At 66.0% G+C, this 14,303-nt stretch carries 12 protein-coding genes; 10 read left to right on the top strand and 2 right to left on the bottom strand.

Annotated elements, in window-relative coordinates:
- The first annotated feature begins 118 nt into the window (after positions 1–118).
- The 3 genes from I6F09_RS07205 to I6F09_RS07195 all read left to right on the top strand — a co-directional run bounded on the left by I6F09_RS07205 (position 119) and on the right by I6F09_RS07195 (position 5,689).
- A complete protein-coding gene (locus I6F09_RS07205) occupies positions 119–745 on the top strand; it encodes a FecR family protein (protein WP_346730110.1) in 627 nt (208 codons plus the stop codon).
- A gap of 65 nt (positions 746–810) precedes the next feature.
- On the top strand, positions 811–1,716 hold the full coding sequence (locus I6F09_RS07200) for a tetratricopeptide repeat protein (protein ID WP_225187747.1): 906 nt from the start codon (positions 811–813) through the stop codon (positions 1,714–1,716).
- A 214-nt stretch (positions 1,717–1,930) separates the two neighbouring features.
- Complete coding sequence (locus tag I6F09_RS07195) at positions 1,931–5,689, top strand: tetratricopeptide repeat protein (RefSeq protein ID WP_225187746.1); 3,759 nt, start codon at positions 1,931–1,933, stop codon at positions 5,687–5,689.
- A 188-nt stretch (positions 5,690–5,877) separates the two neighbouring features.
- Here I6F09_RS07195 and fliP read toward each other — a convergent pair whose 3' ends face one another.
- Together fliP and I6F09_RS07185 are read right to left on the bottom strand one after the other, a co-directional pair.
- Entirely contained in the window at positions 5,878–6,636 is a 759-nt protein-coding gene (fliP, locus tag I6F09_RS07190) for a flagellar type III secretion system pore protein FliP (RefSeq protein ID WP_036027911.1), read from the bottom strand.
- The gene (locus I6F09_RS07185) at positions 6,633–7,607 is read right to left on the bottom strand and encodes a flagellar biosynthetic protein FliO (RefSeq protein WP_225124698.1); all 975 of its coding nucleotides are present in this window, start codon (positions 7,605–7,607) and stop codon (positions 6,633–6,635) included. Before I6F09_RS07185 ends, fliP begins: the two co-directional genes overlap by 4 nt.
- A 352-nt stretch (positions 7,608–7,959) precedes the next feature.
- Here I6F09_RS07185 and flgB point away from each other — a divergent pair, with 352 nt between their 5' ends.
- The 7 genes from flgB to I6F09_RS07150 all read left to right on the top strand — a co-directional run bounded on the left by flgB (position 7,960) and on the right by I6F09_RS07150 (position 14,136).
- Complete coding sequence (gene flgB, locus I6F09_RS07180; protein WP_036013075.1) at positions 7,960–8,364, top strand: flagellar basal body rod protein FlgB; 405 nt, start codon at positions 7,960–7,962, stop codon at positions 8,362–8,364.
- Positions 8,365–8,383: 19 nt separating this feature from the next.
- A complete protein-coding gene (gene flgC, locus I6F09_RS07175; protein ID WP_036013073.1) occupies positions 8,384–8,809 on the top strand; it encodes a flagellar basal body rod protein FlgC in 426 nt (141 codons plus the stop codon).
- Between the two features lie 16 nt (positions 8,810–8,825).
- Complete coding sequence (fliE, locus tag I6F09_RS07170) at positions 8,826–9,140, top strand: flagellar hook-basal body complex protein FliE (RefSeq protein WP_157280796.1); 315 nt, start codon at positions 8,826–8,828, stop codon at positions 9,138–9,140.
- Between the two features lie 107 nt (positions 9,141–9,247).
- A complete protein-coding gene (gene fliQ / locus I6F09_RS07165) occupies positions 9,248–9,511 on the top strand; it encodes a flagellar biosynthesis protein FliQ (RefSeq protein ID WP_025037372.1) in 264 nt (87 codons plus the stop codon).
- Between the two features lie 17 nt (positions 9,512–9,528).
- A complete protein-coding gene (fliR, locus tag I6F09_RS07160; protein ID WP_027575944.1) occupies positions 9,529–10,299 on the top strand; it encodes a flagellar biosynthetic protein FliR in 771 nt (256 codons plus the stop codon).
- A gap of 13 nt (positions 10,300–10,312) precedes the next feature.
- Entirely contained in the window at positions 10,313–11,392 is a 1,080-nt protein-coding gene (gene flhB, locus I6F09_RS07155; protein WP_128264481.1) for a flagellar biosynthesis protein FlhB, read from the top strand.
- A 155-nt stretch (positions 11,393–11,547) separates the two neighbouring features.
- On the top strand, positions 11,548–14,136 hold the full coding sequence (locus I6F09_RS07150; RefSeq protein ID WP_225187745.1) for a PAS domain-containing protein: 2,589 nt from the start codon (positions 11,548–11,550) through the stop codon (positions 14,134–14,136).
- The last annotated feature ends 167 nt before the right edge of the window (positions 14,137–14,303 follow it).

The raw sequence follows: 14,303 nt of genomic DNA, 5'->3' as shown, positions 1-14,303 counted from the left end.
TTATTAAACAAGAAATTTATTTATTGCGGCGGCGCTTCGCGGTTCAAGAAGTGAGCCGCCGCTAGCGGTAGGATCTTCTCGGAAAGGGCGGATCATGTGCAGACCTACGACAGCCGCTTTGGCGACCGGCTTGGTCTTGGCGCTTGCCAATTTCTTGCCGAGTGCGGCTCAAGCGCAAATCGATTCCGCCGGGCCCGCCGTCACCAGCTCGTCTTCCAAACCGATTGGCAAGGTGGTGGCGGCCACAGGCTCCGTCACGATCGAACATGCGGGCGCAGTGATCGTTCAAGCGAATGTCTCAAGTGAGCCCGGCCAGGCCAAGAGGGGTGATCCCGTATATCTTGGCGACGTGGTGCTGACCGGAGACGACGGCCGGGTCGGAATAAATCTTAGCGACGGCAGCTCGTTCAATTTATCGAGCAACGCCCGTATGGTGCTGGATCACTATGTGTATGAGCCGGCCGGCAAGTCCAACGCGACCCTGTTCAGTCTTGCCAAGGGAACGTTCACTTTTGTTGCGGGCAATGTTGCGAAGACCGGCGATATGAAGGTCGATACGCCCGTTGCCACGTTGGGGATCCGAGGTACGACGCCGCACATCGAGATTTCTGATGACGGGTCAGCCAAATTTTCGACGCTGATCGAAGAGGGCAAAAGCAAGGTCCTGAAGAAGCCGCCGGCCGGCGCGGCGCCGGAGCCCGATCGAAGCGCCAATCGCAGGCTCATTATCTGTCGGGGATGCTGAGAAGTTTGCTCGGCCGAAGCCGCCGTGATGCCGGCGCAGCGTCCGGCCCGGCAGAGAGACGCAACATGAGTGCTTCGTTTCGCTCGCGGAGTTCGGCGCTTGGTGTGAAAATCGCACGGGCCAGTGTCATCAGGGCAGGGATGCTCATTCTGATCGTTGGACTCTCCGGTTCGTCAGGCTTGGCGCAGACGTCGAAGAAGAGCAGCTCACTCAAGAATATCGAGCTATGTAACGGGTCAGATCGGGTCTCGCCCGAAGCTCGCATCGAGGCCTGCACGGCCTTTATCGATGCGGGCGAGGGGAGCACAAATGGCTTTGCCGTCGCCCACAACAACAGGGGCAATGCCCATAGCGCCAAAGCCGACTACGAAGGCGCGATCAAGGATTTCGTCGCAGCGACCCGGCATAACCCGAATTATGCGAAAGCCTTCAACAACCTCGGAGTGGCCTATCTGAGGACGGGCTCGCACGACCTTGCCCTTGGCGCTTTTCAAGAGGCGCTGAAGCTCAACCCCAACTATGCCACTGCCTTTGCCAACCGTGCGGCAGCGTTCTTGAAGAGGAATGCGTACGACCGTGCAGCGCAGGACTATGACGAAGCAATTCGCCTTGACCCGAAGCTGGAGGCGGCTTGGAGCGGACGCTGTTGGGCCCGGGCCGTCCTTGGCGCCTTGCAGGCCGCGATGGAGGACTGCGACATGGTGCTTCGATCGGGAGCGGGTAACGCCGCGACATACGATTCGCGAGCCCTGATAAATCTGAAAATGGGACAACTCTCCGCGGCTATCGACGACTACAACGCGGCGCTGCGGTACGCCCCCAAGCTGGCGAGCGCGCTGTACGGTCGCGGGGTCGCCAGATTCAAGCTCGGCGACACAGTCGGCGGCAATAGCGATATCTCGGCGGCCAGAAGGATCGAGGCCCGAATCGCCGAAGATTTTGTCCGCTATGGGGTGCCGCAAAGGGACTGACAGGCCGCGACATCGTGCAGCCGTTAACAACTGCTTAACCGCCTGCGTCTCAAATTCAAACTCGCGGAACGGCCCCCGCTCCGTCCGGCACGGCATGCTGTTCCCGCAAATCAAGACATAGCATTAACAAGTCCTTAATTGGCGAGACCTACAGTCGACGGCACGGGCCGGCGCCAGTGCCGGCATGCCCGCCGAACCGGAAGAAATGCCGCCAATGGCGCGAGAGGCTGCCGCTGGATTTGTGTCGCGAGCCCGCGCATCGGCGCGGGGCTTGTCGCGTCACGCCCGCGCCGCGGCCTTGCTGGCGGCCTGTCTCCTGCTTGGCCTTGCGGCGCCCGGCCGGGCGGCCGATCCGATCAGGGGCGAGGCGACGTTTTCAGCCGGTGGCGGCTTTGCCCGTCTCGTCATCAAGCTCGGCGAGGACGTTCCCTCCGAGGTGACGACCGCGGGCTCGATCCTCGTCATCCGCTTCGACCGGCCCGTCGATGTTCCCGTCGAGCGCATTCCAGAAGGCGCGCCCGATTACGTCAATTCCGCCCGCCGCGACCCTGACGGCGGCGCCATCCGCCTGTCGCTGGCGCGGCGCGTCACCGTGAACACCATGAACGCCGGCGAGCGCACCTTCATCGACCTGCTGCCCGAGGGTTGGAAGGGGCCGCCGCCGAGCCTGCCCATGGACGTGGTCAAGGAGCTTGCCGAGCGGGCACGCGCGGCCGAGCGTGCGCTGCGCGCCCAGCGTGCCGCCGCGGAGTCCAGGAAGCGTCCGCCGATCCGCGTGCGCGCCTCGGTGCAGCCGACCTTCGTGCGCTTCGTGTTCGAGATGCCCGACGGGGTCGGCGTCTCCTCCGTGCTCAACGAGCAGAAGCTGACGCTCGTCTTCAACGCCAATCTCAATTTCGACCTGGCGGACGCGGTCCTCGCCGCGCCGCCGAACGTCGCCTCGATCAAGCAGAAGTCCGATATCGACCAGACCAATGTCGAGATCGCGCTGATCGGCGATGCCGACGTGCATTCGTTCCGCGACGAGAAGAACTACGTCGTCGACGTCTCCTTCCAGCCCGACAAGGGGAAGTTGGCGGCAACGCCCGAGGCGACGATCGCGCAGATGAAGCCGGTCGGTCGCGGGCCGGCGGCTGCCGCTGCACCTGCACCTGCACCGGAAAAGCCCGCCGCCGAGAAGAAGGACGCCCATCGCGAGATCCCACCGCCGACGTCCGAGACGATCGCGCGCGAGGCCAGGATCGACATCAAGCCCGAGGTGAAGGTGGAAGCGCCCGCCGCGCTGCCGCCCGCCGAAACGCCGAAACCGGCAGCCTCTCCCGCGGCCGAAGCGGCCCAACCGCCCAAGGAAGCTGCGAAGCCGGCGCCGGCGGCTGCGGCTGCGCCCGTCGAAGCGCCCAGGGAGGTCGCGAAGGAACCGGTCAAGGATGCCGCCAAGGATGCTGGCAAGGATGCTGGCAAGGATGCCGCCAAGGATGCTGGCAAGGATGCTGCCAAGGCTGGGCCGGGGGAGGTGCCGGTCGCGCCCGCGATTGCCAGCGTCGATGCGCGCCGCGACAGCGACGGCTTGCGCGTGACGTTCCCGTTTCAGGTCGCAACGCCGGCGGCGGCGTTCCGCCGCGGCGACACCGTGTGGCTGGTGTTCGATACGCCGAAGCCCGTCGATGTCGAGGCGATCCGCACCAAGGGCGGCGCGATGATCGGCGAGGTCGGCCGCGTCCCGCTCGACAAGGCGCAGGCGGTGCGCATCCGTCTCACCCGTCCCCTGGTCTATTCGCTGACGAGCGAGGAGGTCGGCAAGGAGACCAACTGGATGTTGACGCTCGCCGACAAGATCCAGGCGACGCCGCTGCCGCTGATGATGTCGCGCAACATCACCGATCCCGCGCTCGCCAATATCGCGATCCCCTTCGCCAATCCAGGCCAGCTGCACAAGCTCACCGATCCCGATGCCGGCGACACGCTCTATGTCGTCACCGCGCTGCGGCCGGTGCGCGGCTTCATCAAGCGGCAGGACCTCGTCGATCTCTCGCTGCTGGAATCCGCGCACGGCATCGCGATCCGGCCGAACTCCGACGAGATCGGCGTCGAGGTCGGCTCCGACAAGGTGATTCTTGGCAAGAAGGGCGGCTTGACCCTGTCGCCGGTCGACATCTCGGCCGAGCGGGCGCCGACCGCCGTGCGCCCGATCTTCAGTCCCGAAGGCTGGCGCAAGGGCCAGTCGGAAAACTTCATGGCGCGCCAGGGCGAACTGATGACGGCGATCTCGGCGGTCGAGCCGGCGCTGCGTTCGCTGCCGCGGCTCGATCTTGCGCAATTCTACATGTCGCGCGCCATGTATCACGAGGCCAAGGCCGTGACCGACGTAATGCTGAGCGATCCGCTCAACAAAGAGGAGAGCGGCGCGCTGATCATGCATGCGATCGCCAACATCCTGATCGGCCGGCCGGCGCAGGGGCTTAAGGATCTCGCCAATCCTGTGATCGGCAACAGCCACGATGCCCAGCTCTGGAAGGCGCTCGCTTATGCGCGCCAGGGCAAATGGGCCGATGCGCGCGAAAAGTTCAAGAACGTCGAATTCGCCATCGCCTCGCTGCCGCTCGACATCCAGCGCATCGTGACGATGGACGCGATGCGCGCATCCCTCGAGGTGAAGGACTATGCCGGCGCCTCCAAGCGCCGCAGCGAGCTCGAGGTGGTCGGTGTCCCGCCCGAGGCCGCGCCAGGCTTCGCCGTGCTGCGCGGCCGGCTCGCCGAGGCGCTCGGCCACGACAAGGATGCGCTCGACGATTACAAGCTCGCGGTCGCATCGAATGACCGTCCGGCTGCGGCCGAGGCCAAGCAGCTCGAGATCGCGCTGCGTCAGAAGCGCGACGAGATCGGCAAGGACGAGGCGCTGCGCGAGCTCGAGACGCTGTCGATGACCTGGCGCGGCGATGCGATCGAGGTCAAGACGCTGCAGATGCTGTCGCGCCTCTATGCCGAGAACGGGCGCTACCGAGATGCGCTCACCGCCGCGCGCACCGCGACGCGGCTGCAGCCGAACGCCGAAGCCTCGCGTCAGGCGCAGGATCTCGCCTCCGAGCTGTTCACGCAGCTCTTCCTCGGGCCGAAGGGCGACGAGCTGCCGCCGGTCGAGGCGCTCGGGATGTTCTACGAGTTCCGCGAGCTGACGCCGATCGGCCGCCGCGGCGACGAGCTGATCCGCCGTCTCGCCGAGCGTCTCGCCTCGATCGATCTGCTCGATCAGGCCGCCGAGCTCCTGCAATACCAGATCGATCATCGCCTCGAAGGCGCCGCGCGCGCCCAGGTCGCCGCGCGCCTCGCCATGATCTATCTCGCCAACCGCAAGCCCGACTTGGCCATCACCGCGCTGCGCGCGAGCCGCATCAGCGATCTCTCCGGGGAGCTCCGGCAGCAGCGCCTGCTGCTGGAGGCGCGTGCGCAGAGCGACGTCGGCCGTCACGATCTTGCGCTCGACATTGTCTCCAACGTCGCCGGGCGGGAAGTGCTCCGCCTGCGCTCCGACATCTTCTGGGCGGCGCGGCGCTGGCGCGAGTCCGCCGAGCAGATCGAGCTCTATTACGGAGACCGCTTCCGCGACTTCAAGCCGCTCAATGCGGTCGAGAAGAGCGACATCATCCGCGCCGCCGTCGGCTACGCCCTCGCCGACGACTCGATCGGCCTATCGCGCTTCCGCGAGAAATACGCCCCGCTGATGAGCGAGAGCACCGACCGTCTCGCCTTCGACATTGCGAGCAAGCCGGCCGCAGCCTCCAGCGCCGAATTCGCCGAGATCGCCAAGCTCGCTGCCAGCGTCGACACGCTCGACGGCTTCCTGCGCGAGATGAAGCAGCGCTTCCCCGACGCCACCGCCCGCGCGCCCGGCGCGCCGCAGGCCAAAGATACGAGCGACCACACCGGCTCGCTGCCCACGATCCCGGTCGTGCGGCAGATCAAGATGACGCGGTAGAGCTCGGTGCCGCGCGAAGCGCGGCCCGTGACCGCGCCACAAACTCGTCATTGCGAGCGCAGCGAAGCAATCCAGACTCTTTCCGCGGCGGCAGTCTGGATTGCTTCGTCGCAAGGGCTCCTCGCAATGATGAGGAGGGAGCGGGGGCTGCCACTGAGAGCGGCAAGGACGCAGCAGCGAACGAAGCCTTACCCCCCGTAACTCTGCACCAGGCTCCCCGCCACCAGCGACCAGCCGTCGACCAGCACGAAGAAGATCAGCTTGAACGGCAGCGAGATCGTCGCCGGTGGCAGCATCATCATGCCCATCGACATCAGCACGGAGGCGACGACGAGGTCTATGATCAGGAACGGCAGGAACAACAGGAAGCCGATCTCGAAGGCGCGCTTCAGCTCGGAGATCATGAAGGCGGGGACGAGGATGCGTAAGGCGAGATCGTCGGGCGTGGCCGGCGGCGCCTCGCCGGAGAGATCCAGGAACAGCTTCAGGTCCTTTTCGCGCACGTTCTTCTGCATGAAGCCGCGCAGCGGCACGGAGGCGCGCTGGAACGCGTCCTCGACGCCGATCTGGTTGGCGACGAGCGGGCGGATGCCCTCGTCGTAGGATTTCTGCAGCACCGGGCCCATCACGAAGAAGGTGAGGAACATCGCGAGCGCGATGATCACCGAGTTCGGCGGGGCGGTCGCAGTGCCCATCGCGGTGCGCAGCAGCGACAGCACCACCACGATGCGGGTGAACGACGTCATCATGATCAGGATCGACGGGGCGATCGAGAGCACCGTGAGCAGCGCGATCAGCTGGATCGCGCGCTCGGTGACGCCGCCGCCACCGGCGCCGCCGCCGAGATTGATGCTGATGTCCTGGGCATGCGACGGCATTGCGAGCGAAGCCGCGCCGACCAGGACAGAAAGGAAAAGAACTCTACGCGGGAGGGCGGGCAACCTCACGAAGATGGCTTCGGACGGCCGAGCAGGGAGGCCATCTCGTCTTCGAGATTTTCAAAGCTGGTCTTTTCCGCAGCCGGCTTCGCCGGCGCAGCTGGCGGTGCCGGCGGCTCGCTGCGGGCGGCGCGCGCCGGAGCGGGCGGCGGCTCGGGCGCAACCGGAGGCGCGACCGTTTCCCCGGCCGGGCGGCGCAGGGCAGCCTCGAGTCGCTGCGCCATTTCGGCGAGATTCTGCTCGGCGCTCGAGGGCGCGGCAGCCGCTGCCGGCGGCGGAACGGGCGCAGCCTGCGGCACGGGCGGAGGAGGCGGTGGCGCCGCGGCGCGCTCGGCCCGCACCGGCGGCATCTTCATCGGCTCACTGCCGCGCGGCGGACGCGGCATCAGCGGCGGCTCGCCGCGGGCGATGCGCGGCGGCAGCGGCTCGGGCCGCGGTTCGCGCTCGGGACGTGGCGCGATCGGCTCCGGCGTAAAGCCGCCCAGAGCCGGCTCGCTGCGGCGTTCGGCCAGTGCAGGCGCAGGCCGACGCACTTCGTCGGCGAAGGATGGCCGCGCGGGCCGCGGCGGCGGCTCGGGCATTTGCGGCTCGGGATGATCGAGCAGCTCGGGCCGCGGCGCGTCGTCGGCCCAGCCGCCGGCATCGGGCAGGGGGGCAAGGCGCGGCGGTTCGGCGGCACTCGGACGTTGCGGAATCTGGTCGCGGCTGGGCGCGGCGCGAACGATGTTGGGCTCGACGACGATGTCGGTCGGGCCGCCGATCATCAGCAGATGCTCGACATTGTCGCGCCGGACCAGCACCAGGCGGCGCCGGCCGTCGACCGCGGCGGCGTCGATCACGGCGAGGCGGGGCATCCGGCCGCGCTGGGTGTTGGCGCCGATGCGGCTTCCGGCGAATCGGCGAACCAGCCATGCAGCGACGCCGATCAACGCCAGAACGACGATGAACGCGACGATGAAGGTGATAGGGCTGCCTTGCATACTTGTCCCCGACAAATGGCGCTTTTCTCGTGCCCATGGTCAGTCGAGCCGACCACCGGCGGACGATGCCCCAAACTGCGATTTCTTAACGTTCCACGGCAAGTTTTGCCGTCCCCAACTCTTAATAACCCATGAATCGCCCGATCCAAAACGACTTCTTGCCCTGTGCACGTCTCGCCAAACGGTTGGGTTAATGCCACTTTTCGCGCCGTCGAATCGCGGGGGCGCAAGAATCAGTTTCGGCTGGGGACATGCATCACGACCGGTCCTTAACCAGCTGTTAACCATACAGGCGGCAAATTCTGCCTAGCGGCGGTCCCTAGGGTCCGTCGGGGCGGAGGGAGCCGCGACGATGTCCATCAACGATATTCCGGAACTGTCGGTGCTTCGCACCAAGATGCAGTGGCATCAGGAGCGCCAGCGCGTCCTGTCCGAGAACGTCTCCAATTCCGACACGCCGAAATTCCGGCCGCGCGACCTGGTCGAGCCGAAGTTCGACAAGGCCGGCGCCGTCACGGGGTCCATGGGGCCCTTGGTCCTGACCCGGACCAGCGCCTCGCATTTGGCGCCGTCGGGGGCCCCTTCCGCCTTCGACCAGAACAAGAACGCGGGTTTCGAGACCCGCCCCGCCGGCAATGCCGTCAATCTCGAGGAGGAGATGATGAAGGCCGCCAGCAACCAGATGGACTACGCCGCGGTGACCTCGCTCTATTCGAAGAGCCTGCGCCTGCTCAAGACCGCGATCGGCAAAGGTTAGGCCCTAAAGGAGGCGGATCATGGCAAATGACAGCAGCGACTTCGCCCGCTCCATGGCAATCGCGACCTCGGGCCTGCGCGCGCAGGCCGGCCGCATGCGGGTGATCTCGGAGAACATCGCGAATGCGGACTCGACGGCGCAGACCGCCGGCGGCGATCCCTACCGGCGCAAGGTGCCGACCTTCTCATCCGCGCTCGACCGCACGCTCGACGCGCAGGTCGTCACCCTCGGCAGGATCAAGCCCGACCAGTCCGCCTTCCGCGTCCGATACGAGCCGAACAATCCGGCTGCGGATGCCAGCGGCAACGTCAAATATCCCAACGTGAACTCGGTGGTCGAGATGACCGACATGCGCGACGCGCAGCGGTCCTACGAGGCCAACCTCAACATCATCAGTGCGACGCGCCGGATGATCCAGCGCACGCTCGACATCCTCAAGAGCTGAACAGGACATTTGAGCCATGGCATCACCGACAATTGCCGCCAATGCTTACGCCAGCCTCGCCCGCGTGCTGGAGAACACCGGCACCGGCGCCGGCAAGGGCAGCGAACCGAACGGGCAATCCTTCGCCGCGCTGCTGAAGGACGCCGTCGGCAGCGTCGTGGAATCCGGTCGCAAGTCCGACGCGCAGACGGTGGCGATGGCCTCCGGCAAGGCCAACGTGATGGACGTGGTTACGGCGGTCGCCGACACCGATGTCGCGGTGTCCACGCTGGTCTCGGTCCGCGACCGCGTCATCGCGGCCTATGAAGACATCATGAAGATGCCGATCTGATTTGAAGCGAATGGCGAGTGGCGAATGGCGAGCTCTGGCCACCATTCGCTACTCGCGATTCGCTACTCGCTTCTCGCGCCTTCCTCTAACCCCATCGGAACCTCCAAATGACCGGACCCGAGACCCTCGACGTCGCGCGCGATGCGATCTGGACCATCGTGATCGTGTCGTCGCCGCTGATGGTGGTCGGCCTCGTGGTCGGCGTCATCGTGTCGCTGTTCCAGGCGCTGACGCAGATCCAGGAGCAGACGCTGATCTACGTGCCGAAGATCCTCGCGATCTTTGCCACGATGCTGTTGGCGCTGCCGTTCATGGCCGATTCGATGCACGCCCACATGCTGCGGATATCGTCGCGAATCATAGGCGGCTGAGGCACTATGCGTGAATTATGCGCATCGACGTCTCGTTGCTGCCGGCGCTCGCCGCTTCCTTCATGCTCGCCTTCGCCCGGGTCGGCGCGATGGTGATGCTGCTGCCCGGCCTCGGCGAGACCAACATCCCGACGCGGATCAAGCTGTCGATCGCGCTGTTGCTCACGCTGATCATCCTGCCGCTGCATCGCAACGCCTATCAGGTCGACATGGGCTCGCTGGCGCCGCTGCTGGTGCTGATGCTGCATGAGATCGCGATCGGCATCGTGCTCGGCGCGACCGCGCGCGTGACGTTGTCGGCGCTCCAGGTTGCGGGATCCGTGATCGCGCAGCAGATGGGGCTCGGCTTCGTCACCTCGGTCGATCCGACGCAGGGCCAGCAGGGCGTGCTGGTCGGCAACTTCCTGACCATGCTGGGCGTGACGCTGCTGTTTGCCACCGACAGCCATCATCTGGTGATCGCGGCGCTGAACGACAGCTACACGATCTTCTCGCCGGGCGAGACCGTGTCGAGCGGCGACGTCGCCTCGCTTGCGACGCGTGCCTTCGCCGCCGCGTTCCGTCTCGGCTTGCAGCTCTCCGGGCCGTTCCTGGTGTTCGGCCTCGTCTTCAATATCGGACTGGGCGTGCTGGCGCGGCTGATGCCGCAGATGCAGGTCTATTTCGTCGGCGTGCCGCTGTCGATCTTCGCGGGCTTCCTGGTGCTTGCCGTGGTGCTCACCGCGATGATGGGCACCTTTCTCGACTACTTCATCGGTGTCATGCACCAGATGATGCCGCTCAAGTGAGGGGGATCGATCGGTGGCGGAAGACAACGATCCCGAAAGTCAAACAGAAGACCCGACGCAAAAGCGCCTCGACGATGCGCTCGAACGCGGCGACGTCGCCAAGAGCCAGGAGATCAACACCTGGTTCATGATGGCGGGCGGCACGCTCGTCGTCTCCACCTTCTCGGGCTCGGTCGGCAGCGGGCTGCTGACGCCGATGCGCAACCTGCTTGCCAATTCCTGGATGATCAAGACCGACGGCAAGGCCCTGCTCGCGCTGATGCAGCAGATCGAGCTCGCCGTTCTTGCCGCGATCGGCGTGCCCCTGTTGATGCTGGTGCTGGCGGCCATCGCCGGCAACATGCTGCAGCACCGGCTGGTTTGGTCGGCCGAATCCCTGAAACCCAAGTTCAACAAGATTTCGCCGGGCGCCGGCTTCAAACGCATCTTCGGCAAACAGGCAGCGGCCAATTTTCTCAAGGGCATCGGCAAGCTGGTCGCCTTGGCCGTGGTCATGACCATGATCCTGTGGCCGGAGCGGCACCGCATGGAGGCGATGGTCAGGCTCGATCCGGCCGCCATGCTCGGCGCCAGCACCAGCATGACCATCCAACTGCTCGGCGCGGTGGTCGCCGCGCTCGCGATCGTCGCCATCGCCGACTATTTCTTCCAGTACCGAAGTTGGTTCCAGCGGCAGAAGATGTCGCTCCAGGAGATCAAGGAAGAGTACAAGCAGTCCGAAGGCGACCCCCACATCAAAGGCAAGATCAGGCAACTCCGGCAGCAGCGCGCCAAGAAGCGCATGATGGCGGCGGTTCCCAAGGCCTCCGTGATCATCACCAACCCAACCCACTATTCGGTAGCGCTGTCCTACGAGCGCGGCATGACCGCGCCGATCTGCGTCGCCAAGGGCGTCGACAATCTCGCCTTCAAGATCCGGGAGATCGCGCGCGAGCACGACATCCCGATCGTGGAGAACGTGCCGCTGGCCCGCGCGCTCTACGCCACAGTGGACATCGACCAGGAGATCCCGACCGAGCACTACCATGCCGTCGCCGAAGTCATCGGCTACGTCATGCGCCTGAAGCGCGGATTCAGCGCCGGGCGGGGATAAGATGCCCGAAAAGAACCGGAAATGGCCGTAATCTGGGAATCAGCGTACCTTTTGCCGCTGCTGCCCTTGCACCTCAGGGTCCGATTCAGGCAGGGAGGACCCCACGCGCCCGGTGGCGCGTTGATTCTCTGCCGACAGGCTGCGCCAGCTCGAGAATGACCGCCGAGACCGACCACGACCTCACACGCGAGCCCGTTGCGGCGCACGAGCCGTCGCCGCGCTCGGGCAGCATTGCGCTGGTGCTGCTGGTGGCCGCCGGCCTCGTCGCCGTGGCCGTCGGGCTGATGACGCTCGGGCGCGCGCAGGCGCAGCCCTATATCCTCGGTATCCTCGCCGTGCTGGCGATGGTCGGCCTGTTCAACCTGTTCGCCTTCGCCGCCGGCATCATCCGCTTCGCCGACCGCAATCTCGACGATCCCGTCATCGGCCGCATCTCCGATCACGCCTTCGACGGGCTCGCGGTCACCGACGCGCGCGGACACGTGGTCTACTCCAATGCTGCCTATCTGACGCTGACCGGCGCCACCGGCCCGCAGGACGTGCGCCCCGTCGAGCGCGTCTTCATCGGCAATCCCGACGTCTCGGAAGCCGTGTTCCGGCTGCTCAAGGCCGCCCGCGAGGGCAAGCGGCAGCAGGAAGAGGTGCGCATCTCCGGCCATGACGGCAATCAGGGCCGCTGGCTGCGCATGCGCGTGCGCCCGCTCGGCACCGGCAAGCGCGAGGCGAAATACGCGGTGTGGTCGATCGCCGACATCACGCGCGACCGCGAACGCCAGGAGGACGTGTTCCAGGAGCTCCAGCACGCGATCGAATATCTCGATCACGCCCCGTGCGGCTTCTTCTCGGTCAATCCGGCCGGCGAGCTCGCCTATGTCAACGCGACATTGGCGAACTGGCTCGACTACGACCTCGCCGAGATCGGCTCCGGCGGCCTGAAGCTTACCGATATCGTCTCCGGCGACGGCGCTTCGCTCTTGACCTCGATCGTGGCGGTGCCGGGCGAGGTGAAGACCGAGGTGTTCGACATCGACCTGCGCATGCGCACCGGCAAGACCATGCCGGTGCGGCTCTATCACAAGCTCGCCTTCGGCGCCGACGGCGCGCCGGGGCCCTCGCGCACGCTCGTGATCAGCCGCGCCCGCGACGAGCGCAGCGACCCTGATCGTGCCGCCGAAGTGCGCTTCATGCGCTTCTTCGACCACACGCCGATGGCGATCGCGACCGTCGATCGCGCCGGCAACGTGGTGCGCGCCAATGCGCGCTACGCCAAGCTCAGTCAGGCGCTGGGGCTCGACACCTCCTCCAAGTCGATCTTCCGCGCGGTCAATTCGCGCGACCGGCACCTCCTGATCGCGGCCATCAACCAGGCCGCCGAAGGCAAGGCCGATATCGCGCCGGTCGAGGTGGCGCTGGAAGGGGCCAAGGAACGCTGGGGCCAGTTCTTCGTGACGCCGGTCGATTCGGCCGAGACCGAGGCGGAAGCCGCCATCGTGCACATGCTCGAGACCACCGAGCGGCGCGCGCTGGAAAACCAGATCAACCAGTCGCAGAAGATGGAGACGGTCGGCCAGCTCGCCGGCGGCATCGCCCACGACTTCAACAACGTGCTGTCCGCCATCATGATGGCGAACGACTTCCTGCTGAACGCGCACAAGCCGACCGACCCGTCGTTCCAGGACATCATGCAGATCAAGCAGAACGCAACGCGCGCCGCCACCCTGGTGCGGCAGTTGCTGGCGTTCTCGCGGCGGCAGACGCTGCGGCCGCAGGTGCTCGATCTCGGCGACGCGCTGTCCGATCTCACCATGCTGCTGCGCCGGCTGATCGGCGAGAAGGTCAAGCTCGACCTCGTCCACGGCCGCGACCTCTGGCCGGTGAAGGTCGACGTCTCCCAGTTCGAGCAGGTGATCGTCAACCTCGCGGTGAACGCGCGCGACGCCATGCCTGACGGCGGCAAGCTGATCATCCGCACCGCCAACGTCACCAGCGACGATTCGGGCAAGCTCGCCTACAAGGGCATGCCCGCCGCGGATTATGTCCGCATCGAGGTCGCCGACACCGGCACCGGCATCCCCGCCGACATCCGCGACAAGATCTTCGAGCCGTTCTTCTCGACCAAAGAGGTCGGCAAGGGCACGGGCCTCGGGCTCTCCACCGTCTACGGCATCGTCAAGCAGACCGGCGGCTTCATCTACGTCGATTCCGAGCCGGGGCAGGGCACCTCGTTCCACATCTTCCTGCCGCGCCACATCGCCGAACCGGAGGTGCAGGTCGAGCAGCCCGCAGCCGCAATCGGCGCGACCAGCGGAGCCGCGAAGGAAGCCGCGCCCGCTGGGGCGGCAGAGGCGAAGCCGCGTACCGACCTCACCGGGCAGGGCACCATCCTGCTGGTCGAGGACGAGGAGGGCCTGCGCGCGCTCAATGCCCGCGGCCTGCGCTCGCGCGGCTACACCGTGGTCGAGGCCGAGAACGGCGTCGAGGCCATGGAGGTGCTGGACGAGCAAAGTGGCGCGATCGATCTCGTCGTCTCCGACGTCGTCATGCCGGAGATGGACGGCCCGTCGCTGTTGAAGGCCATGCGCGAGAAGAACCCCGACATCAAGTTCATCTTCGTCTCCGGCTATGCCGAGGATGCCTTCGAGAAGAGCCTGCCCGAAGGCCAGCAGTTCGACTTCCTGCCAAAGCCCTTCACGCTCAGCCAGCTGGTCGCGGCGGTGAAGGAGACGATGACCAAGCAGGGGTGAGACCTGCCGCTCTCCTCGCAATGACGGCTGGTGGGCCAGCTCGGCTCGCGGACCCGGGGAAAAGCGGAAATCGGGTCGTAAACCCGGCGGTAAGCATCCTCCAATGGTTCCCGTAAAACCCCTGTCATATATGGGCTTTTGCCACATCCCCGCGACTGAGGGCCGCA

The organism is Bradyrhizobium sp. IC3195 (assembly GCF_020193585.1).
In the GTDB taxonomy this organism is placed as follows: Bacteria; Pseudomonadota; Alphaproteobacteria; order Rhizobiales; family Xanthobacteraceae; genus Bradyrhizobium; species Bradyrhizobium yuanmingense.
Note: the sequence above shows the minus strand (reverse complement) of the source record. Positions and strands in the feature narration are given on the sequence as shown.

Excerpts from the sequence above, each read along its gene's own strand:
- fliE (WP_157280796.1), top strand. The coding sequence starts at position 8,826 with ATGGCATCACCGACAATTGCCGCCAATGCTTACGCCAGCCTCGCCCGC.
- I6F09_RS07150 (WP_225187745.1), top strand. The coding sequence starts at position 11,548 with ATGACCGCCGAGACCGACCACGACCTCACACGCGAGCCCGTTGCGGCG.
- flgC (WP_036013073.1), top strand. The coding sequence starts at position 8,384 with ATGGCAAATGACAGCAGCGACTTCGCCCGCTCCATGGCAATCGCGACC.
- I6F09_RS07195 (WP_225187746.1), top strand. The coding sequence starts at position 1,931 with ATGGCGCGAGAGGCTGCCGCTGGATTTGTGTCGCGAGCCCGCGCATCG.
- flgB (WP_036013075.1), top strand. The coding sequence starts at position 7,960 with ATGTCCATCAACGATATTCCGGAACTGTCGGTGCTTCGCACCAAGATG.
- fliR (WP_027575944.1), top strand. The coding sequence starts at position 9,529 with ATGCGCATCGACGTCTCGTTGCTGCCGGCGCTCGCCGCTTCCTTCATG.
- I6F09_RS07200 (WP_225187747.1), top strand. The coding sequence starts at position 811 with ATGAGTGCTTCGTTTCGCTCGCGGAGTTCGGCGCTTGGTGTGAAAATC.
- I6F09_RS07185 (WP_225124698.1), bottom strand. The coding sequence starts at position 7,607 with ATGCAAGGCAGCCCTATCACCTTCATCGTCGCGTTCATCGTCGTTCTG.
- fliQ (WP_025037372.1), top strand. The coding sequence starts at position 9,248 with ATGACCGGACCCGAGACCCTCGACGTCGCGCGCGATGCGATCTGGACC.